Below are 21,723 nucleotides of genomic sequence, written 5' to 3'. Positions count from 1 at the left end.
TCAGCCTTTCCACGTCGGGGCGCGCCGGGCCGGGGCCGACCGGCGGCCGCCCGTGCCGTACGGGGGCGGGTCATGCCGCGCCCAGCGCGCGGATGGTCTCCGCGAGCTCGTACAGCCCGGCCAGGTCGGCGCCGTCGGCGAGCAGCGGCAGCTCGTAGCGTGGCGTGCCCGCCTTGGCCAGGGTGGCCCGTTCCCGCTTCTCCAGGCGGGCACGGTGGGCGTGGTCGACGACCTCCCGGGCGAGGGCCTGGGCGATCGCCGTCGCGTCGGCGGAACCTCCGGCGATACCGGCCGCCTTGAGCCCCAGCGCGAGCTCGGCGTGGTCGATTCGGTTCTTCACCGCCGCGTCCAGCACGTCCTTCGGCAGGTCGACCGGGCGGACCATGTTGATGAAGATGCCGCCGACCGGCAGCCCGGCCTCGTGCAGCTCGGCGATGCCGTCCAGCGTCTCCTGGACCGGCATCTCCTCCAGGAGCGAGACGAAGTGCACCGCCGTCTCGGGCGAGGCGACGACCCCGCGCACCAGGTCGGCGTGGTTCTTGACGGGGCCGACGCGGGCCAGCCCGGCGACCTCCTGGGTGACGTTGAGGAACCGGGTGATCCGTCCGGTCGGCGGCGCGTCCATCACGACCGCGTCGTAGACGCGCCGACCGGACCTGTCGCGACGGCGTACGGCCTCGCTGGTCTTGCCGGTGACGAGGACGTCGCGCAGGCCGGGGGCGATGGTGGTGGCGAAGTCGACGACGCCCATCCGGGTGAGCGCCTTGCCCATCCGCTTGAGGCCGTAGAACATCTCGAGATATTCGAGCATGGCCTCTTCGGGGTCGATCGCCAGGGCGTACACGTCGCCGCCGCCGGGCGCCACGGCGATCTTGCGCTCCTCGTACGGCAGCGGCGGCAGGTCGAAGATCTGGGCGATGCCCTGCCTGCCCTCGACCTCGACGAGCAGCACCTTGCGTCCGCCCGCCGCGAGGGCCAGGGCCAGGGCGGCGGCGACGGTGGTCTTGCCCGTGCCGCCCTTTCCGGTGACGACGTGCAGCCGCACGCCGTCCCAATCGGTGTCCCGAGAGCTCACGGCTCCTCCTCGCCAGGGGACGTGGAAATGGCGTCGGAGACGCCGCCGCGCCGGGTTGTTCGCTCGCTCCGCTCGCTCACGGTTTGAAGGCTACCCAAAGGTCACATGTCGATTTCGCGGAGGCCGTCCCTTGTGAGCCCTTGCGATACGGCTTGTGCGTCGATTGGGTTGGGGGCGGACGTCATGGCTTTTTACACAACGGGTGGAAAGGGGTAGCGAGCGTGGAGTCGGTCGTGTTCGCGCTTGTTCTGTTATTGGCGATCTTCATGCTGATCGTGCTGGCGCGGAGCATCCGGGTCGTGCAGCAGTTCGAGACAGGCATCGTCTTCCGTCTCGGGCGCATCCAGTCGAACGTCCGGGGGCCGGGAGTCCACCTGGTCGCTCCGATGATCGACCGGATGCAGAAGGTCAACATGCAGATCGTCACGATGGGCATCCCCGCCCAGGAGGGGATCACCAAGGACAACGTCTCGGTCCGGGTGGACGCCGTCGTCTACTTCCGGGTCATCGACCCGATCAAGGCCGTCGTCAACGTGCAGAACTACCTCTTCGCGGTGTCGCAGGTCGCCCAGACCTCGCTGCGGTCGGTCATCGGCCAGTCGGAGCTGGACCAGCTCCTGTCCGACCGTGACGCGCTGAACGCCCGGCTCAAGAACGTGATCGACGAGCCGACCGAGGGGCCCTGGGGCGTCAGGATCGAGCGGGTCGAGATCAAGGACGTGGCGCTCCCCGAGGGCATGAAGCGGTCGATGTCCCGCCAGGCCGAGGCCGAGCGTGAGCGCCGCGCCCGCATCATCACCGCCGACGGCGAGTTCCAGGCGTCCAAGCGGCTGGCCGCCGCCGCCAAGGAGATGTCGTCCGACCCCGCCGCCCTGCAGCTGCGCCTGCTGCAGACCGTGGTGGAGGTCGCCGCGGAGAAGAACAGCACCCTCGTCATGCCGCTGCCCGTCGAGATGCTGCGCTTCTTCGACCGGATGGCTCCCGACGCGGCCAAGCCTGGCGCGGCGTCGCCGGAGGAGCCCGAGTCGGTGGAGGAGGTCATGGACGAACTGCCCGCGATCGAGTCCCAGACCGCCGTTCCCGGCCTGTCCGGCCTTCCCGGTACGACGGGCGAGGCGGACCGCGCTCCGACCGTCCAGAGTCCCGTCTGGGACCGCGACACTCACTGACTCGCAGGCGATCGGCCCCTGGGGCGCTGCGGATGAACCGTCGCTAACCTGGCCCCATGACCAAGTGGGAATACGTCACCGTGCCGTTGCTGACGCACGCGACGAAACAGATTCTGGACAACTGGGGCGAGGACGGCTGGGAGCTGGTCTCCGTCATCCCGGGTCCGAACCCCGAGCAGCTTGTCGCCTACATGAAGCGGGAGAAGTGATGACCACGCCCGAGCAGCGCATCGCCGACCTGGGCCTCACCCTGCCTGAGGTGGTGGCTCCGCTCGCCGCCTACGTGCCGGCCGTACGCACCGGTGACTACGTCTACACCTCCGGCCAGCTCCCGATGGTCGGAGGCAAGCTGGCCGTCACCGGCAAGGTCGGGGCCGAGGTCTCCGCCGAGGAGGCCGCGGCGCAGGCGCGGATCTGCGCGCTGAACGCCCTGGCCGCGGTGAAGTCCGTGGTCGGCGACCTGTCGAACGTCGTCAGGATCGTGAAGGTCGTCGCCTTCGTGGCGAGCGCTCCGGGCTTCACCGGCCAGCCGCAGGTCGCCAACGGCGCCAGCGAGCTGCTCGGGGAGATCCTCGGGGACGCCGGCAAGCACGCGCGCAGCGCCGTCGGCGTGGCGGTCCTCCCGATGGACGCCCCGGTTGAGGTCGAGCTGGTCGCCGAGGTCCGCTGACCCTCCTTGTACGCGGTGTGATCACGCGCGGGGTGTCCGCCTGCGGGCGCACTCCTCGCGTGATCGCCGCCGGAGCACGGCGTTCCGGCGTCTCGCGAGCGGGGAAGTGACATCCCGCCGGATATACCCGGCATTTTCGTACGCGTCATGATTGGTCACCAGAGGCGCTACCGCGTGGAGGATGTATGGCGATCCCGCTTCCGGGAGAGATCGGGCAACGGGCGCGGGACGTCCTCGCGGGACGTGTCCCCGTGGTGCCCGCGAGGGACGCGGCCACCGTGGTGGTGCTCCGCGACAGCCCGCTTGAGGTCTATCTCCTGCGCAGGAAGGCGACGATGGCGTTCGCCGCGGGCGCGTACGTCTTCCCGGGCGGCTCGGTGGACCCCCGGGACACCGACCACGCCGTCGCCTGGGCGGGTCCTTCGCCCCGTGAATGGGGCGCGGCCTTCGCCGCCGACGAGCGGACCGCGCGCGGGCTGGTGTGCGCCGCCGTACGGGAGACCTTCGAGGAATCCGGCGTGCTGCTGGCCGGGCCCAGCGCGACCACGATCGTGGCGGACACCACCGGCGACGACTGGGAGGCCGACCGCCTCGCACTGATCGCCCGCGAGCTCTCGTTCGCGGAGCTCCTCGACCGGCGGGGCCTCGTGCTGCGCTCCGACCTCCTGCGGCCGTGGGCGCACTGGATCACGCCCGAGATCGAGACCAGGCGGTTCGACACCCGCTTCTTCGTGGCCGCGCTCCCGCCGGGTCAGCGTACGCGCGATGTCGGGGGAGAGGCGGACATGGTCGCCTGGATGCCGCCCGCCGCCGCCCTGGCCCGGGGCGCGGCCCGGGAGATCATGCTCATGCCACCGACTTTCACGACGTTGACCGAACTGTCCGGATTCGAGACGGTCGACGACGTACTGCGCGCGGATCGCATGATCACTACCGTCCTGCCGTCGGCCGCCGAGGTGGACGGCGAGATGGTCCTCATCGTCCCCGATCTCGGCGAGCTCGCCGGGCCCGGAAGCGGGGGGCGATGAGCGGCATCCGGATCCCGGTCGAGGGCACCTCTTCCGGCGCTTGGGACGGTTCGAGCATCGACGGCTCCGGTACGGCGCACGCCACCGCCCTGCTGGCCCCCAACCCCTCGCCCATGACGCTGGACGGCACGAACACCTGGGTCATCGGGCGGGCGGAGACCGTGATCGTGGTGGACCCGGGGCCGGACCACGACGGGCACCTGCGGCGGGTGGCCGGCCACCTCGGCGGCCGCCGGGTGGCGGCGGTGCTGCTCACCCACGGTCACGACGATCACAGCGGAGGCGCCCGGGGGTTCGCCGAGATGGTGAACGCGCCGGTTCGAGCGCTCGACCCACGCCACCGGCTGGGCGACGAGGGGCTGGGCGACGGCGACGTCATCGATCTCGACGGCCTGGAGATCCGGGTGGTCGGAACGCCCGGGCACTCCTCCGACTCGCTCTGCTTCTGGCTGCCGGAGGACCGGGCGATGCTGACCGGCGACACGATCCTGGGCCGGGGGACGACGGTGATCGCGCCGGACGGGGACCTGGCCGACTACCTGCGCAGCCTGGACCGCCTGCGGGCGGGGGCCGAGATCCTCGCCGCGGAGGCGCTGCTGCCCGGTCACGGACCGGTCCTGGCCGATCCCGCGGGGGTCCTGGACGAGTACATCGCCCACCGGCGGCAGCGGCTGGACCAGATCCGCCAGGCCATCCGGGACGGGGCCAAGGACGCCCGGCAGATCGTCGAGATCGTCTACGCGGAGGTGGACCCGGCGCTGTGGCCCGCCGCCGAGATGTCGGTGGCGGCCCAGCTCGCGTACCTCAAGTCGCTCTAGCGGGAGCGGTTGTAGAGCCGCTCCATGTCCAGGATCACCACGGCCTTGGCCTCGATGCGCAGCCACCCGCGCTGGGCGAAATCGGCCAGCGCCTTGTTGACCGTCTCGCGGGAGGCGCCGACGAGCTGGGCCAGCTCCTCCTGGGTGAGGTCGTGGTGGACCCGCAGGCCGTCCTCGGTCTTCCGGCCGAAGCGGTCGGCGAGGTCGAGAAGCTGCTTGGCCACCCGTCCCGGCACGTCCGTGAAGACCAGGTCGGCCAGCACGTCGTTGGTACGGCGCAGCCGCTGCGCGAGGGCGCGCAGCAGGTGCAGGGCCACCTCGGGCCGGCCGGTCAGCCAGGGCCGCAGGTCGTCGTGGCCCAGCCCGGCCAGCCGCACGTCGGTCAGGGCGATGGCGGAAGCCGTACGGGGGCGGGGGTCGAACAGCGAGAGCTCGCCGAACATCTCGCCAGGGCCCAGCACGCTGAGCAGGTTCTCCCTGCCGTCAGGTGCGGTGCGGGCCAGTTTGATCTTTCCTTCCAGCACCACGTAGAGCCGGTCGCCGGTCTGGTTCTCGCTGAACAGGGTCTGTCCCTTGGACAACTCGACCTCGGTGACGCTGGTCCGCAGTGCCGCGGCGCCCTCACGGTCGAGCGCGGAGAACAGCGGCGCCTTGCTCAGTACGTCTTCGGTGCTCACGGTGCCTCCTTGCAATGGTCGCGCTCGATCGTTGGCGCCGTGCAAGCCATTGTGACCTACGCCGTCCGCGTACTCTTACGGGGTGTCCCGCAAAGTCCAGACGGCTGGGGAGTCCCGGCTCGCTCTCGTTCGCCGCGCGCGGCGGATCAACAGAATCCTGGCGGAAACCTATCCTGACGCCCATTGCGAACTCGACTTCGCCAACCCCCTTGAACTGCTGGTCGCCACGATCCTCTCGGCGCAGTGTACGGACAAAAGGGTAAATATGGTTACTCCGGTGCTTTTCGCGAAGTATCGGACACCGGCCGACTACGCCGCGGCCGACCGGACACAGCTCGAAGAGATGATCAAATCCACCGGATTCTTCCGGGCCAAGGCGAACAGCGTCATCGGCATGGCCCAGGCGATCTGCGACCGCCACCACGGCGAGGTGCCGGGCACGCTCAAGGAACTCGTCGCCCTCCCCGGAGTGGGCCGCAAGACCGCCAACGTCGTGCTCGGCAACGCGTTCGACGTCCCCGGCATCACCGTGGACACCCACTTCGGACGGCTGGCCCGGCGCTTCGCGTGGACCACCGAGACCGATCCCGTCAAGATCGAGCACGAGGTCGGCGACCTGATCCCCAAGTCCCAGTGGACGATGCTCTCGCACCGCCTGATCTGGCACGGCCGCCGCATCTGCCACGCCCGCCGGCCCGCCTGCGGCGCCTGCCCGGTCGCCGCCCTGTGCCCCGCGTACGGCACCGGCCCCACGGACGCGGCGGAGGCGGCCAAGCTCGTGAAGGAAGGCCCCTTTTCCTGAGGCCGCCGAGCGGACGGCGATCGTCGGGAAGTTCGGCCGCCGCTCCGCGGTTGTACGGCTCGCGCGGCTCGACCTGCATTCGGAGGAGACATTGGTTCCCGGCTGGCTGACGGACCTGGCGGCGGAAGCCGTACGGAACCCCGTGCCCGAGGTGCTGCGGCCCCCGGGCGACGGCGCCGGCCGGCAGGCCGCGGTGCTCCTGCTGTTCGGGGAGGGGCCGTCGGGGCCGGACATCCTGCTCATCCAGCGCAGCTCCAACGGCCGCAGGCACGCCGGCCAGCCGGCGTTCCCCGGCGGCGGCGTGGACCCGGGCGACGACGGACCCGTGGGCGCCGCGCTGCGGGAGGCCCAGGAGGAGACCGGGCTCGACCCGAGCGGCGTGGAGATCGTCGGCACCATGCCCGAGCTGTACGTCTGGCGCAGCCACAACCGGGTGACCCCGGTCCTGGCGTGGTGGCGCACGCCGTCCGCCGTGCACGCGGCCTCACCGGACGAGGTCGAGTCCGTGGAGCGCATCCCGATCAGCGAGCTGGTCGATCCCGCGAACCGGCTGCTGCTGCGCTACCCGCGGGGCCGGGCCACGCCCGAGGAGGACGCGTCCCGCAGGTACGCGGGCGAGCCGGAGGGCGCGCCCGCGTTCCGGGTGCGCGGCCTGCTGGTCTGGGGCTTCACCGCGGGGATCCTCGACCGGGTGCTCGCCATGTCGGGCTTCGAGCGGCCCTGGGACCGCTCGCGCGTCGAGGACCTGCCGCCCGACGTGCTGAAGCTCGCCTCACGCGGCTAAGCGCACCTCAGACGGGACGCGGGCCGGCGCCTCCGGAGGAGGACGAGCCGAGGTGGCCGACGAGGCTCATGCCCAGCGTGGCCCAGTCCGCGACGTCGTCGTCCGGGTCGCTCGCCAGCAGACGCAGCGCCGCGAGCCCGGCCGAGTCCGGCGGGTTCCCCATCACGTTGGGCAGCGCGTACGCGGCGCCGTACCGGACGGAGTGGTCCGGGTGGGACGCCAGCTCGATCACCGAGGGCAGCGCCCGCGCGTCGCGCAGGTGGCCGAAGGCGATCAGCACCGAGTACAGCACGCGCGGATCCTGCTCGCTGGCCGCGAGATAGCGCAGGATGGGGAGCGTCTTGTCGGCGAAGGGCCGGTCGCGGCCGAGCTCACCGAGGATGTCCACCCCGAGGACGCGCTCCGCGGTCGTGTTCCCGGCGCACAGGCGTCTGGCCAGGGTGAAGGTCTCCAGATCGCCGCGCTCCTGGAGCACGGCTATCGCCTGCCAGCGGACCGCGCCGTCCGGGTCACCGTCGGCCAGCGCGATCTGGATCAATTCCTCGACCGGTCCCCCCATGACGTCACGATATCGAGCCGGGGTGAAAGAAGGTGTGCACGATGACGGGCGTGGCTGGATACCGTTGAATCTGTGCGCGGCGATCTCCTCGACCTTATTCTGATCGGCCTGGTGGTGGCCTTCGCCGTTTCCGGCTACCGGCAGGGCTTCATCATCGGGGCGTTCAGCTTCGTCGGGTTCATCGGCGGCGCCGTCCTCGGGATGTTCATCGCGCCCCCGATCGCCGGGGCGATCGTGAGCGGCGACACCGAGCGCGCCCTGCTCGCCATCGTGATCGTCTTTCTCGCCGCGACCATCGGCCAGTTCGCGTCGTCCACCGTGGGCGCCGTGGTGCGCAGCCACGTGACGTGGGAGCCCGCCCGCCTGGTCGACGCCTTCGGCGGCTCGCTGGCCAGCGGGCTCTCGGTGCTGCTCATCGCCTGGCTGCTCGGCTCGCTGATCGTCTCCATGGGCTTCCCTCTGCCCAAGGAGCAGATCAACGGCTCGGTCGTCTGGCAGGCGGTGGACGAGGCCATCCCGAACGGCGTACGCGCCCTGCAGAAGCCGTTCCGCGACTTCGTCGACTCCTCCGAGTGGCCCGAGGTGATCACGTCCATCGGCGGGCAGAACGTGCCCCCGCCGGACGAGGGCCTGCTCAGGGGCAGCCCCGGGCTGACCCGCGCGCGGCGGGCGATCGTCAAGATCCAGGGCACCGCGCCGAGTTGCCGCAAGCGCATCGAGGGCACCGGCTTCGTCTACTCCCGCAACCGCGTGATGACCAACGCCCACGTCGTCGCCGGGGTCAGCCAGGAGCTGCGGGTCACCGACTCCGGAGGGTCGCAGCACAGCGCCCGTGTCGTGCTCTACAACCCCGACCGCGACATCGCGGTGCTGTACGTGCCCGGGCTGAACGTGACGCCGCTGCGCTTCGACCACACCGCGAGAAGCCGCGACAACGCGATCATCGCGGGCTACCCGAAGGGCCACGGGTTCACCCCGCTCGCCGCGCGGATCAGGATCAAGCAGCCCGCCGAGTCGTACGACATCTACAACCGGCACAAGGTCGAGCGCGAGGTCTACGCCATCCGCGGCGTCGTGCAGCCCGGCAACTCCGGCGGTCCGCTGCTCAGCCCCGAGGGCCGGGTCTACGGCGTCATCTTCGCCGCCGCGACCGACCAGGCCGAGACGGGGTACGCCCTCACCGCCGACGAGGTCCGTCCCGACGCCGACGGCGGCAGCGCCGCGCTGGCCCCCGCCAACACCCAGGAGTGCGACTAGTGCCCCTCCCGGCAATCTTTGCCCCGTCGCGTCGCCCAGGGCGGCACCTCGCCGCGTTGACGCCCCACCCACGAAAAGTCCTCGCAAGCTCGGACTTTCCGCGGGGCCCGGGAATGTCGGCCGTAGGCTCCGCTACGGCCTCCTCCTCCGCCTTGCGATGCACCACCCTGGACACCGCTCCGTCCGGGCAAACCTTGCCGGTCACGGCACAAGGCGTACTGCTTGGGCCGGTGCCCCTAGCTCCGCGCCAGGTGGCCGAGGATCTCGCCGATCGCCGTCCCCGCGTCGGCCTCCCGTGTGCCGATCCCGCTCACGATCCGGCCCGCCGCGTCGGCCACGCCGTCCAGGTCCAGCCCGTACGGCGCTGTACCCGGCGGGAGGGAGCGGCCGTAGGCGAGGGCACGGGCCGAGCCGCGGGAGAGCAGGGTGGCGGCCCCTGAGAGGTTGTCGCGCTGGAGATGGGTGAGGCCCACGCAGATCTGGGCGAGCCCCTGCCACAGCTCCCGCTCGCCGCCGGGGCCGGTCTTCCAGCGGGCTTCGAGGACCTCGTGCGCGTGGAACGGCCGCCCGGCGGCCAGCAGCCGCGCGGCCTCGGCCAGCGCCTCCTTGGCGTCCGGCGCGTAGTCGTCGGGGACCCGGGGCACGCCCTGAGCGCCGCGGGGCAGCGGCCTGCCGTACTCGTCACGGGGGCGGGCGTTGCGGGGACGGCCCGCCTCGTCGCGGTCGCGCATGATCCCTCCAGATCGCTCGATGTCGGGGGAGCGGCCGTCGTGGGGCGTTAGCGGTCCGGCTCCGGGTCGGCGAGCCAGGCGACCAGCTCGGCGTCGAACTGCTCGGGGCGCTCCTCGTGGGGGAAGTGCCCGGCTCCTTCGAGCATGCGCCAGCGGTAGGGCGCGGCGACGAAGCGGCTGGACCCCTGGGCCGTACGCGGGAGGATGCAGGAGTCGAGCGCGCCGTGGAGCTGGAGCGTCGGCGCCTCGATCTCGGCGCGCATCTGCCGGGCGTAGCGCAGGCCGTCCGGCCGGAACTGGGACCGGAAGAACCAGCGGTGGTACTCGAGCGCGCAGTGCGCGACGCCGGGGATGCCGAACGCGTTCCGGTAGGTCAGAGCGTCCTCCTCGGACGGCCACCCCGGCCCCGACCACTCCTCGAGCAGCCGCCCGACGAGCGCGCCGCCGTCGGCGGTGAGCCGGCGCTCGGGCAGCGCGGGCAACTGGAAGCCGAGGGTGTGACCGCTGGCCCTGAGCTGTCCCAGCGGGTCGGTGAGCAGCGACGCCCGCAGCCGCAGCGGGTGCGGCGCCGAGACCGGGACCAGCCGGCGGACCACCTTGGGGTCGAACGCGGCCATGGTCCAGGCCAGCAGGCCGCCCCAGTCGTGGCCGACGACGATCGCGCCGGTCTCGCCCAGCGCGCGGACCAGGCCGGCGCCGTCCATCGCCAAGTTCGGCAGGTCGTAGCCGCGCGGCGGCTTGTCGCTCGCGCCGTATCCGCGCAGATCGACCGCGACCGCGCGGTAGCCGGCCGCGGGCAGCGACACGAGCTGGTGCCGCCAGGTCCACCAGAACTGGGGAAACCCGTGCAGCAGCAGCACCAGCGGGCCGTCACCCGCCTCCACCACGTGGAACCGGGTGCCTCCCGCGTGCACCGTGCGATGCGTCCAGGGCCCCTCGATCTGGACGAGGGACTCGTCAGTCGCCATGGCCCGGGGACTCGCTGCTCACCGTCTCGCGGTGCGCGCCGACCTGCCCGGCCGTCGGGCCGGTGTACGGCTTGCGCGGCGGAGCGGTCTCGGGGAACAGGCTGGGCACTTCGGCCTCGGCCGCCTCGCCCTCCTCGCCGCCGCCCTTGAGGCTCTTGATGGTGCGGGTCGTCCGGCGCATGCGGGTCAGGCCCTTCAGCCGGCGGTAGCCGACGAAGACCAGTCCGCCCGCCACCACCAGATAGAACACCGTGACGATGACGAACGCGAGCCACTGGGACAGCCCGGCCGCCACCAGGGCGTACGCGATGGCGAACGAGGCGAGGATCAGGCACAGGTGGCCGATGAAGGCCGCGGCGCCGAACAGCCCGGCGGCCGTCCCCACCCGTTTGGCGTCGAACTTCAGCTCGGCCTTCGCCAGCTCGATCTCCGAGCGGACGAGTGTCGAGATATGCGTGCTCGCCTGGGCGACGAGCGCGCCGAGCGATTCGTCCTCGGGCATCAGTGTTCTCCTATTCTGCGAACCATCAAACATCATCCCGTGCCCGCCTGCGCACGCGGACGTGCAGGAGGATCGCGGCCAGTACGGACGCGATGAAACTCGCGACCAGCACCGCCGTGGTGATCTTCTCCATGCCGGGGTAGGCGCGGTCGCCGATCAGCAACGCGACCGTGAAGCCGATCCCGGCGAGTACGGACACGGCCGCGAGGTCGCGCCAGTACAGGTCCTCGTTGATCCTCGCGAAGCCCAGCCGGACCGACAACCAGGCGCCTCCGAAGACACCGAGGAACTTGCCCACGACCAGTCCGATGATGACGCCGAGCGTGATCTTCTCGGTGAGGACCGCGCCGAGCGACTGGGGGTCGAGCCGGACCCCGGCGGCGAAGAAGGCGAACACGGGAACCGCGAAACCGGCCGAGATCGGCCGGACGAAATGGTCGGCGCGCTCGGCGGGCGAGCTCTCCCCGTCCGCCCCCGCGCGGACGCGGGTGAGCAGGCCGCAGATCACCCCGGCGACGGTGGCGTGCACGCCGCTCTCGTGCACCAGCACCCAGGCGGTCACGCCGAGCGCGATGAAGATCAGGGGGTTGCGCACCCGCTTCCACTGCAGCAGTCCGTACAGGGCGAGGACGGCGACCGCGGCGAGCAACGGCGTGAGATGCACCTGGTCGCTGTAGAAGAGGGCGATGACGCTGATCGCCCCGAGGTCGTCCACCACGGCGAGGGTGAGCAGGAAGGCGCGCAGCGCGTCGGGCATCGCGGAGGCGGTCACGGCGAGGATCGCCAGGGCGAACGCGATGTCGGTCGCGGTCGGGATCGCCCAGCCGCGCGCGGCGCCGTCCACGCCCGAGCTCACCGCGAGGTAGAGGACCGCGGGCACGATCATCCCGGCGATCGCGGCGACGATCGGCAGGGCCGCGTCCCGGAGGTTGGACAGCTTGCCGTGGACGAACTCCTCCTTCACCTCCAGGCCGGCGACGAAGAAGAAGACGGCGAGCAGGCCGTCGGAGGCCCACTGGTAGAGCGAGAGGTTCAGCGGACCGGGAACGGTCTCCCTGAGCGCCTGGTAGGAGCCCGACCACGGCGAGTTGGCCCAGATGAGCGCGGCCACGGTCGCGGCGAGCATGATGACGCCGCCGATCGTCTCGGTCCTGAGCGCCTCCGCGAGTTGCCGGGCGTAGTTCACCGTCGGCCGGACAGGCCAGACTTCGGCAGCGCGACGCAATGATCCCCCTCGGTGAGCCGGAGCGTCGTGGGCGGTCCCCGCGACGGCCGACCAGACTTCCCGGCACACCTGCTGCCAAGGCTACCTATGTCCTGGCATGTAAACGGGCGCGGGTGTTCGCCCGGAACACCCGCGCCCGCCCGGAAATCCCGGTCAGTCCTCGCTCTTCGCGCTCGGCAGCTTCTCGGAGATGAGATTCATCACGGAGCTGTCGGTCAGCGTCGTGACGTCGCCGAGGGAACGGTTCTCCGCGACGTCGCGGAGCAGCCGTCGCATGATCTTGCCGGAGCGGGTCTTGGGCAGCTCGGGCACGATGAGGATCTGCCGCGGCTTGGCGATCGGGCCGAGCGTCTTGGCCACGTGGGTGCGCAGTTCGCTCCCGATGTCGTCGCTCTCCTCCGCGCTGCCGCGCAGGATGACGAACGACACGATCGCCTGGCCGGTCACCGGGTCGGTCGCGCCCACGACCGCCGCCTCCGCGACCTTCGGGTGGCTGACCAGCGCGCTCTCCACCTCGGTGGTCGAGATGTTGTGGCCGGAGACGAGCATGACGTCGTCCACGCGGCCGAGCAGCCAGACGTCGCCGTCGTCGTCGCGCTTGGCGCCGTCACCGGCGAAGTACATCCCGTCGAAGCGCGACCAGTAGGTGTCGATGTAGCGCTGGTCGTCGCCCCAGATCGTGCGGAGCATCGACGGCCATGGCTCGCGGACCACGAGGAAGCCGCCGCCGCCGTTCGGGACCGAGTTGCCCTGGTCGTCGACGACGTCGGCGACGATGCCCGGCAGGGGACGCATGGCCGCGCCGGGCTTGGCCGAGGTCACGCCCGGAAGCGGGCTGATCATGATGGCGCCCGTCTCCGTCTGCCACCAGGTGTCCACCACGGGGCAGCGGTCGCCGCCGATGTGCGTGCGGTACCACACGTACGCCTCGGGGTTGATCGGCTCGCCGACCGAGCCGAGGACGCGCAGGGACGACATGTCGAACTTGGCCGGGATGTCGTCACCCCACTTCATGAACGTCCGGATCGCCGTCGGCGCGGTGTAGAGGATCGTCACGCCGTACTTCTGGACGACCTCCCAGAAGCGGCCGCGGTGCGGGGTGTCCGGGGTGCCCTCGTAGAGGACGCTCGTCGCGCCGTTGGCCAGCGGGCCGTACACGATGTAGGAGTGGCCGGTGACCCAGCCGATGTCGGCGGTGCACCAGTAGACGTCGGTCTCCGGCTTGAGGTCGAAGACGGCGTGGTGCGTCCAGGACGTCTGGGTGAGGTAGCCGCCGCTGGTGTGCAGGATGCCCTTGGGCTTACCGGTGGTGCCGCTCGTGTAGAGGATGTACAGCGGGTCCTCGGCGTCGTGCGGCAGGGCCGTGTGCTGGTCGGACTGCCGCTCGACGAGGTCGTGCCACCACACGTCCTTGTCCGTCGTCGCGACCTCCTGACCGGTCCTGCGGACGACCACGACGTGCTCGACACCGGGGCACTCGCGCACCGCCTCGTCCACCGTCGGCTTGAGCGCGCTCGGCGCGCCGCGGCGGAAGCCGCCGTCCGCGGTGATGACCACCTTGGCGTCCGCGTCGTCGATGCGGCTCTTCAGCGCGCTCGCGGAGAAGCCGCCGAAGACCACCGAGTGGATCGCGCCGATGCGGGCGCAGGCGAGCAACGAGATCGGCAGCTCGGGGATCATCGGCATGTAGATGGCGACGCGGTCGCCCTTGCGCACGCCGAGCTCCTCAAGCGCGTTGGCCGCCTTGCAGACCTCGCGCTGGAGGTCGGCGTACGTGAGGGTGCGGCTGTCGCCCTCCGGCTCGCCCTCCCAGTAGTAGGCGACCTTGTCGCCGCGGCCCGCCTCCACATGGCGGTCGACACAGTTGTAGGCCACGTTGAGCTTGCCGCCCACGAACCACTTCGCGAAGGGAGGGTTCCATTCCAGCGTGCTGGTCCACCGCTCAGCCCAGGTCAGCCGCTCGGCCGCGCGCTCCCAGAAGCCAAGCCGGTCCTCCGCCGCCTCGTCATAATCGGCCGCGGTGACGTTCGCGGACGCCGCCAGATCGGCCGGTGGTGCGAACCGGCGATTCTCGGTCAGCAGGTTCGAGAGCGTCTCCTGAGTCTCGTGACCAGAGGGTTCGGAGGTCACAACGTACTCCTTCGCATGGCGGTCATGATTGTCGCGTCCCACTTCACCAGTCCGGAAGCGCCCAGGACAAGAGGTCTAGACAGGTCCGTACCGACAGGGCCTTGGTTGGCTGAAGAGGGGCATTCACCTGTTATCTGGATACCTGATGAAACACAGTGGAATGCGATAGGGGGTGCCGGTTTGTGCGTTCAACGGCAGGACCTCCTCGTTGAATGACGCCTACTCGCCGGTATGGTCGGTTCCCGTGAGCGACCCATTGGCAGTCATCGCCGAACTTCCCGGAGTGCCCGAGGCCGTACAGGAGGCGCGCGAGGCGGTCGACCGGCTTTACGGTCACCGCGTGCTCAGGCGGCGAAGCCCCGAGGTCTCGGCCGAGTCGGCGCTGCGCGGCGCCCGCGCGTCGGCCGCGCTCGAAGGTGCCGATGTGCCGCTGGAGAAGCTGCGCTCGGGAGAGGCGACCGACCCCACCGTACAGGGCGCGCTCCGCGTCTCCGCCGAGCTGGGACGGCTCGGCAAGACCTGGCGTACGGCTCCGCGCCAGGTGCTGGCCCGGCTGCACGCCCTCGCCGCGGCCGGCCTGACCGCCGACCCGGGACGTCCGAGGACCGAGCCGACGTCCGTCGACCCCATGGGCCTCGGCCCGGCCCCGGGCCCCGAGGAGACCGGCGCACGGATGGCCGCTCTGGCGGATCTCGTCGCCGGCGACAGCGGCGCGCCCGCGCTCGTCCTCGCCGCCATCGTGCACGCGGAACTGGTCGTGTTGCGGCCGTTCGGAATGGTGGACGGGGTCGTGGCCCGCGCCGCCGAGCGGCTGACCCTGGTCGAGCACGGGCTCGATCCCAAGTCGCTCACCGCCGTGGAGGTCGGGCACGTCGATCTCGGAGACGCGTACGCGGAGGCGTTGCGGGCCTACCTGACCGGTACCGCCGAGGGGGTCGGCGTCTGGGTGCGGCACTGCGCCTCGGCCGTGGTGCTCGGTGCGAGGGAGACGACCGCCATCTGCGAGGCCCTGTCCCGCTGACGTCCCTTCCTGGAACGGCAAGGTTCTCAGCCCCGGGTGAACCGGGTTAAAGAGGCCCGAAACGACAGCAGACGGCGTCCCTGGAATGGGACGCCGCCGCCAGTACGTCGCACCGGGTTACCAAGCGTGCACCTCTTATTTGTCGGAGCGGGACAAGCCCATCCCGACACGCCTCCCGCGGCTGGTCGCGCGTGGGTACCCGGCGGCCGTACCCGGGCACTAAGCCCGTCCTCACCTTTCTACGTCGGATTTCCGTGCATGGGAACCCCTCAGGCCAAGACCTTTACCGACGGTCGCGAACAGACCCGAGGGGATGTGCGGACGCTCTCTTGCCCCAGGGGATATTGGATCGTTACACACGTTTCCGATCACATTGTGTGATCGTTTTAGGTCGCGGATTGACAACGACTGTGGAGAGACAGAGGGCGCCGGAGGAAAGAAACCCGCCCAATCGGGCGATTGGCGCTCGACGCGGCTGCCGAGATCAGGCAGCATACGGTGGTGACTCTCATTACGCAGAGTTGACCTGCCCGTTGGGCGGCCTTGGCGACTCCCTTGCCAGGCCATGGGCAACTGTTGAAAGCTTTCTTCTGAATACGGATCCGGCCCTACCCCCCCAGTGCCGGACCGGTAGGCGACCCCCGCTCTCCCCCCCGGCGGGGGTCGCCCCTTTCGGGGTAGATCTCGCCCGGACCTGCCGAGTGAACGGCCGGCGTGGTCGCTCTCCTTCGCCTCCACAGGGGACGAGTTATCCCCAGAACGCCGTTCGACGAGGCCGAGGGCGGTGCCGTACTCGCAAGGTGGTCTTCCTGCCAGGAGGGAGACTTCTATGCACCGGCCGCTGGCCATCACGGACGATCAGGAACTCCTCGACGACCTCCTCCGCATCGCCGCGGCGGCCGGAGTCGAGCTCGATGTCGCGCACGCCGCAGCACATGCCCGGCCGTACTGGGGCGGCGCGCCGCTGGTCCTCGTCGGAGGCGACCTGGCGGACGCGCTCGCCGCCACCGGCCCGCCCCGGCGGCAGGACGTGCTGCTGGTGACACGCGGTTCCGACGATCCGTCGATGTGGCGGCGATGCGTCGCCGTCGGTGCGCGGGCGGTGGTCGAGCTGCCCCAGGCCGAACGGCTCCTGGTCGACGAGCTGGGCGAGGCGGTCGAGCCCGTGAGCAGGGCGGGCACTGTCGTGTGCGTCTCGAGCGGCGGAGGCGGCGCGGGCGCGACCGTCCTGGCGGCGTCACTGGCCCTGACGGCCTCACGGCGCGGGCTGCGGACCCTCCTGGTGGACGCCGATCCGCTGGGCGGCGGCATCGACGTGGTCCTCGGCGAGGAGGAGGCGACCGGAGCCCGCTGGCCGGACATCGCGGGCCGGGAGGGGCGGGTCAGTTTCGCGGCGCTTCAGGACGCGCTGCCCACCTTCGGCGAGCTGACCGTGCTGTCCTGGCATCGCGGGGAGCCGGCCGCCGTCCCCGCTCAGGCCATGCGGGCCGTGCTCGACGCCGCCGGGCGCGGCTGCGACCTGGTCGTCACCGATCTGCCGCGCCACCTGAGCGGCGCCGAGCCGGAGGCGCTGTCCCGGGCCGCCGCCACGCTGGTCGTCGTCCGCTCCGATGTGCGAGGCGTGCTCGCCGCCGGGCAGGTCCTGGCGCAGCTCCGCCGCCACACCGCGGACCTCCGGTTGGTGGTGCGTTCCGGCGCCCTCGCCCCCGAGGTCGTCGCGGCCTCTCTCGGCGTGCCGGAGGCCGGCGTGCTGCCGGATCAGCGGGGCCTCGCCCAGGCGCTCGACCGGGGCGCGCCGCCTCCGCTGGGCCGCACGCCCCTGGGCCGGTTCTGCTCGGGCCTGCTCGACACCCTGCTGGAGGCGTCGTGAGCGCGCGTGCCGGACAGGCCGTTCTGTACGGCTCGGCGCAGGCGGCAGCGGCACGGCCGACCGAGCCACGAGGTGTGAGCGAGCCGCCGTCCGATCCCATGGTCGCCCCGGATCTCGTCGAGGCGGTGCGGGTCCGGCTCGCCCGTTCGGGACTGGAGCCGACCGCGGCCAGGGTGGCGGCCGCGCTCAGGGCCGAGCGAGCGGTGCTCGGAGACGCCGAGGTGCTGGCCATCGCACGCACCCTGCGCGCCGATCTCATCGGCGCGGGGCCGCTCGAAGGGCTCCTCGCCGAGCCGGACGTCACCGATGTGCTGGTCAACGGGGCCCGAGAGGTGTGGATCGACGACGGCCGGGGGCTGCGGCGCACCTCCGTCACCTTTTCCGGCGATGAAGAGGTCCGTCGCCTCGCCCAGCGGCTCGCCGCGGCGGCCGGTCGCCGACTCGACGACGCCAGCCCGTACGTGGACGCCAGGCTGGCCGGTGGCGTCCGGCTGCACGCCGTGCTCCCTCCGATCGCGCCGGACGGCCCCTGCATGTCGCTTCGCCTCCCGTCGCGCCGCACGTTCACGCTTGAGGAGCTCGTCCCCGGCATCGGAGCGGCGGTGCTCCGCGAGATCCTGGCGGCGCGGCTCGCCTTCCTCGTCTCGGGAGGCACCGGCACGGGAAAGACCACCCTGCTTTCGGCCATGCTGTCTCTCGCCGACCCGGGCGAGCGGCTGCTGCTCGTCGAGGACTCCGCCGAGCTGCGACCTCGGCATCCTCACGTCGTACGTCTGGAAACCCGGCCGCCCAACCTCGAAGGCGCGGGCGGCGTGACCCTCCGTGATCTCGTACGGCAGGCGCTCCGCATGCGGCCGGACCGTGTGGTGGTCGGAGAGGTGCGGGGAGCCGAGGTCGTGGACCTGCTGGCCGCGCTCAACACCGGGCATGAGGGCGGGTGCGGGACGCTTCACGCGAACGCGGCGACGGATGTGCCGGCCCGGTTGGAGGCTCTCGCCTGCGCGGCCGGGCTGTCCAGGGAGGCGGTGCACAGCCAGCTCGCGGCCGCGCTCGACGTGGTCGTCCATCTCGTCCGCGATCCCGCATCCGGACGGCGGAGGGTCGCCGAGATCTGCGTCCTGGAGCGCGACGCCTCCGGCCTGGTGACCGCCGTTCCCGCCCTGACCTTCGGCTCCGACGGCAGTGTGGCCTCCGGTGCCGCGGCTCCGGGGCTCGCGGCCCGATGTCCGGGGCTCCCATGGGGGTCGTAACCGTGCTGGCCGCCGCGCTCGCGGTATGGGTCTGGACCGGCTCAGGCGCGGGGGCTGTTCGTCTGGCCGGACTTGCCGGTGCCGATCGCCCCGCGCCGAGACGCCTGCCTGCCCTGTTCGACCGGCCCCGTCCGGATCGCCAGGCCGCGGCCTGGCGTGCGCTCTCCATCGAGCTCTGCCAGGGGATCGTGGCCGAACTCGCCGCCGGCGGCACGCCAGGCGAAGCGGTGTCGCGCGCCGTCGCCGCGCTCACCCCTCCGGACGCGGACGCGCTCGGTCCGGTGGTCGCGGTCGCCCGGGACGGGGGCGACGTCGCTGCCGCGTTGCTCCGCGCCGTCCCATCTCGAGGAGGCGAGGGCCTCGTACGGCTCGCCGCCTGCTGGCGGGTCAGCGTCGCCACCGGCGGTGGCCTGGCCGCGCTTGTGGAGCGCCTCGGCGGGTCGTTGCGCGAGGCGGAGGCCCATAGGCAGGACCTTGACGCCCAACTGGCCGGTCCTCGGGCCACCGCTCGCCTCCTCGCCGTCCTGCCCGCGCTCGGCCTGCTGATGGCCGCCGGGCTCGGCATGAGCCCGTTGACGTTCCTCCTCGGCGAACCGGCCGGGATCGGATGTCTCGTCACCGGGCTCGTCCTGGACGGCGTAGGCGTGTGGTGGACCAACCGGCTCGTCGCCCGCGCGGCAGAGGCATCCCCATGAGCGTGCGGGTTACGGCGCCTCTGACGTCGCATGGGCCTCCTGGCCTGAATCGAGGCGGACGTCCCCGGAGACAGAGAGGCGACTACGAGGCGATGAGATCGGATCTGACCTGATGCGTGGAGATCCAGGGAAGGAAATCCGGCCATGGTGACGTTGATCGCCGTCGCCTTCGCCGCCCTCGCGGTGCTCGCATGGCCTGCGCGTGTCCCTCCCTCCGACAGGTTGCGTGCGATCGCCGGTTCCGGTGGCGGGACGGGCCCGCTGCGTGGACCGCACCATGGTGCCGATCTCGGAGCCGCAGGGCCTTCGGCTCCGAGATCGGCTGGGAGCGCGGGGGCGTGGCCTGTGCCGACCGGTGCGTACGGCTCTGCTCCCCTCTCGTCGTGGATCGCCCCCGGGGAGACGGGGCGAAGAAGCGACGGCGGAGAGATCGGCGAGTTCAGATCATCTCTGGGATCGATCCGCACTGAGGCGGGAGCGGAAAGCGATACGAAGGCCATCTCCGCGACCTGGCTTCGCGGGCTGGTGATCGCCGCTCCGGCAGGTGTGGTCGCGTTCCTCATGTTCGGTGGAGCGCCTGGTGCGGTCGCCGGCGTCCTGGTCGCCGGGGGCGTATGGGCGATCGCGCGCAGGCGTGAGTCGGCCGATGTCCGCCGCCGTCGTGAACGTATGGCGACAGACCTCCCGTTCGCGGTGGACCTCATGGTGGCCTGCCTGCGCGCCGGGCAGCCGGTGATCGGCGCGGTGGACGCGGTAGCGGACGCCCTCGGCGGACCGTTGGGGGAGCGGCTCTCCTGGGTGGCCGGTCAGATGCGACTCGGCGCGGAGCCGGAGGCGGCGTGGGGCGCTCTCGCCGAGGACCCGTCGCTCGCGCAGCTCGCTCGGGCGATGATCAGGGCTGTCCGGCGCGGGGCTCCGGTCGCCGAGGTGCTCATCAGGCTGGCGGATGACGCGCGCCAGGCGGCCCGCGCGTCCTCGTCGGCGGCTGCGCGCAAGGCGGGGGTCCAGGCGGTCGCTCCGCTCGGGCTGTGCTTCCTGCCCGCGTTCGTCCTTCTCGGGATCATCCCCGTGGTCGCCGGACTCGCCGCCCAGGTCCTTGCGCCATAGCCGCTGGCACAGGGACTCCACCAGATAGACCCCTGGGCAACGCGGACAAAAGGGCCGCTCGGACGCCGCGCTTCCCGTCCATTCCGTTCACGTCTGGACATCATGGGTTGCGTTTTTCTGAGGTCTGGATGCCGCACCCGTTTCCTTGCAAGCTGGACACAGCATCCGTTGCTGTTCGTCCTATGTACATCAGGCCCCGTTCGGACGGCGTTCGCGTATGCGTAGCCTGCGACGACAATGCGGCCTGGTGTGAAGGTGTTTACGTCATTGGACGGCAGCGTCTCCGCGGTTGTCGCGCGCAAATGCTGGGCCGGTCGGCGATGGCGACAGTGAGGCGTTGGCCAGCAGGTTTGATCACAGGACTGCTGTGGACAGCTCTCTCCACACCTGTGGATAACCCCCGGCCTTCGGAAAAGGAGGTCACCGGCACGCGCGGTCGAAGATGCCGCTGTAGACGCTCCGCTAATTAACAGGAGCCGCGTTTTCCACAGTTGCTCGCGGCGTCGCGTCTTATCCACAGAACCGCGTTCGGCCTGGGGGGAAGCCCGCCTGTTGGCAGAACCTTGGGGCATCCACGGAAGGTCCGTGGCGGGTCCGATCAGGGGGATCGATGGGCATGTGGATCGGCAAATTCGGCGAAACCGCAGAGCCGCTACGCCAGGCGTTCCGGACAGTTCTCCGGGGCGCGGTGCGGCTGTCTCAGAGGCCGACGACGGGCGAATATGGGCCGGTCCCCGGACGGGCAACGGGCTGTCGGCGAGACGCGAGGCGACGTGCGCCTTTGGCGTGTCTGTCGGCGGATCCTGATCCTGTTACCGCGGATCACCACCCGGTTGATCGCGTCGGTGCGGTGGAGTCGCACCTCGCAGTGCCTCAGCGTGATCTGGGTAAGCAAGCTCGTCCTGGGGGCGGCGGGCAGCCGACCCAACGGGCAGACGCAGGTCCGCGACTGGGCCGCCGTGCTGCACTGCGCCAATCAGCCGCTAATCGTTTCCAAGCCCCAGCGGAGCGGCTTCACGCCGACCTCTGTCGCGGAGCCGACCAATCCGGAACCGGTCGCCCGATTGCGGAAGCCGCCATTTCGACTGCAGGGCGTCGGCTCGAAAAAAGAAGGCGCCCACGTAGTGCCACGCGTGCCGTATCCGCATTGATCGGCGCAGTGCGGGCCCACGCCCGATCCACCGCCGTCCAATGGACCTTGATCGCCCGTACAAGAGCCGAAGCCGGCATGTCGACAGCTGAATACGCGGTGGGCACCATCGCCGCCTGTGCGTTCGCCGGTCTTCTCTTCAAGATCGTGACCAGTGGTGAAGTCAGAAGCATGCTGACCGCCCTGATCCAGAAGGCTCTCAAGCTGGCCGGGTGACACATGGGCGCGGGTGCTG

The 21,723-nt window shown here is 71.1% G+C and carries 22 protein-coding genes; 14 read left to right on the top strand and 8 right to left on the bottom strand.

The window, feature by feature from the left end; genetic code table 11:
• Nucleotides 1–70: 70 nt before the first annotated feature.
• Entirely contained in the window at nt 71–1,075 is a 1,005-nt protein-coding gene (gene bagA / locus AWQ68_RS37100) for an ATPase BagA (protein ID WP_066950446.1), read from the bottom strand.
• 233 nt (nt 1,076–1,308) lie between these two features.
• Between bagA and AWQ68_RS37095 the strand changes: the two genes are divergently transcribed.
• The 5 genes from AWQ68_RS37095 to AWQ68_RS37080 all read left to right on the top strand — a co-directional run bounded on the left by AWQ68_RS37095 (nt 1,309) and on the right by AWQ68_RS37080 (nt 4,760).
• Nucleotides 1,309–2,244 carry a slipin family protein gene (locus tag AWQ68_RS37095; protein ID WP_245656479.1) on the top strand — a complete coding sequence of 312 codons (936 nt, stop codon included), beginning with the start codon at nt 1,309–1,311 and terminating at the stop codon, nt 2,242–2,244.
• A gap of 56 nt (nt 2,245–2,300) precedes the next feature.
• On the top strand, nt 2,301–2,453 hold the full coding sequence (gene sp36, locus AWQ68_RS43185) for a Sp36 family protein (protein WP_157529890.1): 153 nt from the start codon (nt 2,301–2,303) through the stop codon (nt 2,451–2,453).
• Entirely contained in the window at nt 2,453–2,914 is a 462-nt protein-coding gene (locus AWQ68_RS37090; RefSeq protein ID WP_066950440.1) for a RidA family protein, read from the top strand. The genes sp36 and AWQ68_RS37090 overlap by 1 nt, the downstream gene beginning before the upstream one ends.
• Nucleotides 2,915–3,099: 185 nt before the next feature.
• Nucleotides 3,100–3,942 (top strand): NUDIX hydrolase, encoded by an 843-nt coding sequence (locus tag AWQ68_RS37085; protein ID WP_066950437.1) that lies wholly within the window; start codon nt 3,100–3,102, stop codon nt 3,940–3,942.
• Complete coding sequence (locus AWQ68_RS37080; RefSeq protein ID WP_066950434.1) at nt 3,939–4,760, top strand: MBL fold metallo-hydrolase; 822 nt, start codon at nt 3,939–3,941, stop codon at nt 4,758–4,760. Before AWQ68_RS37085 ends, AWQ68_RS37080 begins: the two co-directional genes overlap by 4 nt.
• On the opposite strand, the gene AWQ68_RS37075 is transcribed toward AWQ68_RS37080, so the two are convergent.
• Nucleotides 4,757–5,437: a Crp/Fnr family transcriptional regulator gene (locus tag AWQ68_RS37075; protein ID WP_066950431.1), complete on the bottom strand. Its 681-nt coding sequence runs from the start codon at nt 5,435–5,437 to the stop codon at nt 4,757–4,759. The two genes, AWQ68_RS37080 and AWQ68_RS37075, sit on opposite strands and share 4 nt — an antisense overlap.
• Before the next feature lie 82 nt (nt 5,438–5,519).
• Here AWQ68_RS37075 and nth point away from each other — a divergent pair, with 82 nt between their 5' ends.
• Both nth and AWQ68_RS37065 read left to right on the top strand, forming a co-directional pair.
• Nucleotides 5,520–6,239 carry an endonuclease III gene (gene nth, locus AWQ68_RS37070; protein WP_066950428.1) on the top strand — a complete coding sequence of 240 codons (720 nt, stop codon included), beginning with the start codon at nt 5,520–5,522 and terminating at the stop codon, nt 6,237–6,239.
• Nucleotides 6,240–6,330: 91 nt separating this feature from the next.
• On the top strand, nt 6,331–7,023 hold the full coding sequence (locus tag AWQ68_RS37065) for an NUDIX hydrolase (protein ID WP_066950426.1): 693 nt from the start codon (nt 6,331–6,333) through the stop codon (nt 7,021–7,023).
• A 7-nt stretch (nt 7,024–7,030) separates the two neighbouring features.
• On the opposite strand, the gene AWQ68_RS37060 is transcribed toward AWQ68_RS37065, so the two are convergent.
• On the bottom strand, nt 7,031–7,582 hold the full coding sequence (locus AWQ68_RS37060) for a HEAT repeat domain-containing protein (protein WP_066950422.1): 552 nt from the start codon (nt 7,580–7,582) through the stop codon (nt 7,031–7,033).
• A gap of 72 nt (nt 7,583–7,654) precedes the next feature.
• Between AWQ68_RS37060 and AWQ68_RS37055 the strand changes: the two genes are divergently transcribed.
• Nucleotides 7,655–8,839 carry a MarP family serine protease gene (locus AWQ68_RS37055; RefSeq protein WP_066950420.1) on the top strand — a complete coding sequence of 395 codons (1,185 nt, stop codon included), beginning with the start codon at nt 7,655–7,657 and terminating at the stop codon, nt 8,837–8,839.
• A gap of 236 nt (nt 8,840–9,075) precedes the next feature.
• Here the strand turns inward: AWQ68_RS37055 and AWQ68_RS37050 are convergent, their stop codons facing one another.
• The 5 genes from AWQ68_RS37050 to acs form a co-directional block, all read right to left on the bottom strand.
• The gene (locus tag AWQ68_RS37050; protein ID WP_066950417.1) at nt 9,076–9,570 is read right to left on the bottom strand and encodes a DUF309 domain-containing protein; all 495 of its coding nucleotides are present in this window, start codon (nt 9,568–9,570) and stop codon (nt 9,076–9,078) included.
• A gap of 47 nt (nt 9,571–9,617) precedes the next feature.
• Nucleotides 9,618–10,538 carry an alpha/beta fold hydrolase gene (locus AWQ68_RS37045; RefSeq protein WP_066950414.1) on the bottom strand — a complete coding sequence of 307 codons (921 nt, stop codon included), beginning with the start codon at nt 10,536–10,538 and terminating at the stop codon, nt 9,618–9,620.
• Complete coding sequence (locus AWQ68_RS37040; protein WP_066950412.1) at nt 10,528–11,040, bottom strand: phage holin family protein; 513 nt, start codon at nt 11,038–11,040, stop codon at nt 10,528–10,530. The genes AWQ68_RS37045 and AWQ68_RS37040 overlap by 11 nt, the downstream gene beginning before the upstream one ends.
• 25 nt (nt 11,041–11,065) lie before the next feature.
• On the bottom strand, nt 11,066–12,226 hold the full coding sequence (gene nhaA / locus AWQ68_RS37035) for a Na+/H+ antiporter NhaA (protein WP_245656477.1): 1,161 nt from the start codon (nt 12,224–12,226) through the stop codon (nt 11,066–11,068).
• A 192-nt stretch (nt 12,227–12,418) separates the two neighbouring features.
• A complete protein-coding gene (gene acs, locus AWQ68_RS37030) occupies nt 12,419–14,395 on the bottom strand; it encodes an acetate--CoA ligase (protein ID WP_066950406.1) in 1,977 nt (658 codons plus the stop codon).
• Between the two features lie 244 nt (nt 14,396–14,639).
• On the opposite strand from acs, the gene AWQ68_RS37025 reads away from it, so the two are divergent.
• The 6 genes from AWQ68_RS37025 to AWQ68_RS46320 all read left to right on the top strand — a co-directional run bounded on the left by AWQ68_RS37025 (nt 14,640) and on the right by AWQ68_RS46320 (nt 21,704).
• Nucleotides 14,640–15,416 (top strand): Fic family protein, encoded by a 777-nt coding sequence (locus AWQ68_RS37025; protein WP_066950405.1) that lies wholly within the window; start codon nt 14,640–14,642, stop codon nt 15,414–15,416.
• An 829-nt stretch (nt 15,417–16,245) separates the two neighbouring features.
• Nucleotides 16,246–17,286: a septum site-determining protein Ssd gene (gene ssd, locus AWQ68_RS37020; protein WP_066950403.1), complete on the top strand. Its 1,041-nt coding sequence runs from the start codon at nt 16,246–16,248 to the stop codon at nt 17,284–17,286.
• A 98-nt stretch (nt 17,287–17,384) separates the two neighbouring features.
• A complete protein-coding gene (locus tag AWQ68_RS37015) occupies nt 17,385–18,536 on the top strand; it encodes a TadA family conjugal transfer-associated ATPase (protein WP_066950494.1) in 1,152 nt (383 codons plus the stop codon).
• Nucleotides 18,524–19,231, top strand: coding sequence for a type II secretion system F family protein (locus tag AWQ68_RS37010; RefSeq protein ID WP_066950401.1), 708 nt, complete (start codon nt 18,524–18,526; stop codon nt 19,229–19,231). Before AWQ68_RS37015 ends, AWQ68_RS37010 begins: the two co-directional genes overlap by 13 nt.
• A gap of 669 nt (nt 19,232–19,900) precedes the next feature.
• Entirely contained in the window at nt 19,901–20,338 is a 438-nt protein-coding gene (locus AWQ68_RS37005; protein WP_245656475.1) for a type II secretion system F family protein, read from the top strand.
• Between the two features lie 610 nt (nt 20,339–20,948).
• Nucleotides 20,949–21,704, top strand: coding sequence for a DUF4244 domain-containing protein (locus AWQ68_RS46320; protein ID WP_373281574.1), 756 nt, complete (start codon nt 20,949–20,951; stop codon nt 21,702–21,704).
• Nucleotides 21,705–21,723: the final 19 nt, after the last annotated feature.

Origin of the sequence: Microtetraspora fusca (assembly GCF_001570365.1) — a bacterium.
Lineage (GTDB): Bacteria > Actinomycetota > Actinomycetes > Streptosporangiales > Streptosporangiaceae > Microtetraspora > Microtetraspora fusca.
The sequence above is the reverse complement of the archived record's forward strand: the minus strand, read 5'-3'. Positions and strand labels throughout refer to the sequence as shown.

Coding starts and splice junctions, on each gene's coding strand:
- sp36 (WP_157529890.1), top strand. CDS start 2,301: ATGACCAAGTGGGAATACGTCACCGTGCCGTTGCTGACGCACGCGACG.
- AWQ68_RS37090 (WP_066950440.1), top strand. CDS start 2,453: ATGACCACGCCCGAGCAGCGCATCGCCGACCTGGGCCTCACCCTGCCT.
- AWQ68_RS37085 (WP_066950437.1), top strand. CDS start 3,100: ATGGCGATCCCGCTTCCGGGAGAGATCGGGCAACGGGCGCGGGACGTC.
- AWQ68_RS37080 (WP_066950434.1), top strand. CDS start 3,939: ATGAGCGGCATCCGGATCCCGGTCGAGGGCACCTCTTCCGGCGCTTGG.
- AWQ68_RS37060 (WP_066950422.1), bottom strand. CDS start 7,582: ATGGGGGGACCGGTCGAGGAATTGATCCAGATCGCGCTGGCCGACGGT.
- AWQ68_RS37050 (WP_066950417.1), bottom strand. CDS start 9,570: ATGCGCGACCGCGACGAGGCGGGCCGTCCCCGCAACGCCCGCCCCCGT.
- AWQ68_RS37045 (WP_066950414.1), bottom strand. CDS start 10,538: ATGGCGACTGACGAGTCCCTCGTCCAGATCGAGGGGCCCTGGACGCAT.
- AWQ68_RS37040 (WP_066950412.1), bottom strand. CDS start 11,040: ATGCCCGAGGACGAATCGCTCGGCGCGCTCGTCGCCCAGGCGAGCACG.
- ssd (WP_066950403.1), top strand. CDS start 16,246: ATGCACCGGCCGCTGGCCATCACGGACGATCAGGAACTCCTCGACGAC.
- AWQ68_RS37015 (WP_066950494.1), top strand. CDS start 17,385: ATGGTCGCCCCGGATCTCGTCGAGGCGGTGCGGGTCCGGCTCGCCCGT.
- AWQ68_RS37010 (WP_066950401.1), top strand. CDS start 18,524: ATGGGGGTCGTAACCGTGCTGGCCGCCGCGCTCGCGGTATGGGTCTGG.
- AWQ68_RS37005 (WP_245656475.1), top strand. CDS start 19,901: ATGGCGACAGACCTCCCGTTCGCGGTGGACCTCATGGTGGCCTGCCTG.
- AWQ68_RS46320 (WP_373281574.1), top strand. CDS start 20,949: ATGGGCATGTGGATCGGCAAATTCGGCGAAACCGCAGAGCCGCTACGC.